At 75.8% G+C, this 1,654-nt stretch carries 1 pseudogene; it reads left to right on the top strand.

Annotated features, from left to right (window positions below):
- Nucleotides 1-37: 37 nt before the first annotated feature.
- Nucleotides 38-1,654, top strand: a pseudogene (locus IEZ31_RS55605) (beta-ketoacyl synthase N-terminal-like domain-containing protein); the annotation flags it as partial.

Here is a 1,654-nt window from a genome sequence, read left to right as displayed (position 1 = left end):
GGCGGATGTGCTGGCGGGGGTGCCGGAGCGGTGGCCGTTGCGGGGTGTGGTGCACACCGCCGGCATCGTCGACGACGGCATCTTCGAGTCCCTGACCGCCGAGCGCCTGGCCCGGGTCCTGGCCCCCAAGGCCGGCGCCGCGTGGCACCTGCACGAGCTGACACAGCACCTGCCGCTGACCGTGTTCGCGCTCTTCTCGGGCGCCGCCGGCATCCTCGGCTCCGCCGGCCAGGCGAACTACGCCGCGGCGAACGGCTTCCTCGACGGGCTCGCGTCGTGGCGCCGGAGCCAGGGTCTGCCCGCGGTGTCGCTGGCCTGGGGCCTGTGGGAGGAGGCCGCCGGGATGGGCGGCCGGCTGACCGAAGGCGACCGCCAGCGGTTGATGCGGGTGGCGTTGCCGATGTCCGCCGAGCAGGGGCTGGCGCTGTTCGACGCCGGTGTCGCCGGCGACGACGCGGTCGTCGTGCCGATGCGCCTCAACCCGGCGCCCACCGGCGATGTCCCGGCGCTGCTGCGCGGCCTCGTCCGCGTCGCCGCCCGGCCGGCCGCCCGGACGCCGGGCCGCCTCACCGACCTCGAGGAACTCTTGGAGCTGGTGCGTGGCCAGGCCGCGGCCGTGCTCGGGTACGCCGACGGGGTCGCCGACGACCGGACGTTCAAGGAGCTGGGCTTCGACTCGCTGACGGCGGTCGAGCTGCGCAACGCGCTGCGGGCGGCGACCGGGCTCACCCTGCCGGCGACGCTGGTGTTCGACCATCCGAGCCCGCCGGCGCTGGCGCGGTACCTCTCCGGGCTCTTGAACGGGGAGGCACGGACGGCGGTCGTGGTGCGGGCCGCGGCGGTGGCCGACGAGCCGATCGCGATCGTCGGGGTCGGCTGCCGGTTCCCGGGCGGCGCCGATGACCCGGACCGGTTCTGGGACCTCATCGCCGCCGGCCGCGACGCGATGACGAGCTTCCCCACCGACCGCGGCTGGACCGCCACCGGCAAGGGCGCCGGCGGCGTCCGCTACGCGCGCCGCGGCGCCTTCCTGCACGACGCCGCCGAGTTCGACGCCGGGTTCTTCGGCATCAGCCCCCGTGAGGCCCTGGCGATGGACCCGCAGCAGCGGCTGCTGCTGGAAACCTCGTGGGAGGCCCTCGAACGGGCTGGCATCGACCCGGCGACCCTGCGCGGTACGACCGCCGGCGTGTTCGTCGGCACCAACGGCCAGCACTACGCCACGCACGGCGGCGGCCTGCCGCCCGAGGTCGAGGACTTCATCGGCGTCGGGGGCTCCGCAAGCGTCATGTCCGGCCGCGTCGCCTACACCCTCGGGCTGACCGGGCCGGCGGTCACGGTCGACACGGCCTGCTCGTCGTCGCTGGTCGCCCTGCATCTGGCCGCGCAGTCGCTGCGCGGCGGCGAGTGCACGCTGGCCCTGGCCGGCGGCGCCACCGTCATGGCCACGCCGACGCTGTTCCCCGAGTTCGCCCGGCAGGGCGGCCTGGCCGCCGACGGGCGCTGCAAGTCCTATGCGGGTGCGGCGGACGGTACCGGCTGGGGCGAGGGCGTCGGCGTCCTGGTCCTGGAGCGGCTGTCCGACGCGCGCGCCAACGGCCACCGCGTCCTGGGCGTCGTGCGTGGTTCCGCGGTCAACCAAGACGGCGCCTCC

It is taken from the genome of Dactylosporangium sucinum, from assembly GCF_014647515.1.
In the GTDB taxonomy this organism is placed as follows: Bacteria; Actinomycetota; Actinomycetes; order Mycobacteriales; family Micromonosporaceae; genus Dactylosporangium; species Dactylosporangium sucinum.
Note: the sequence above shows the minus strand (reverse complement) of the source record. Positions and strands in the feature narration are given on the sequence as shown.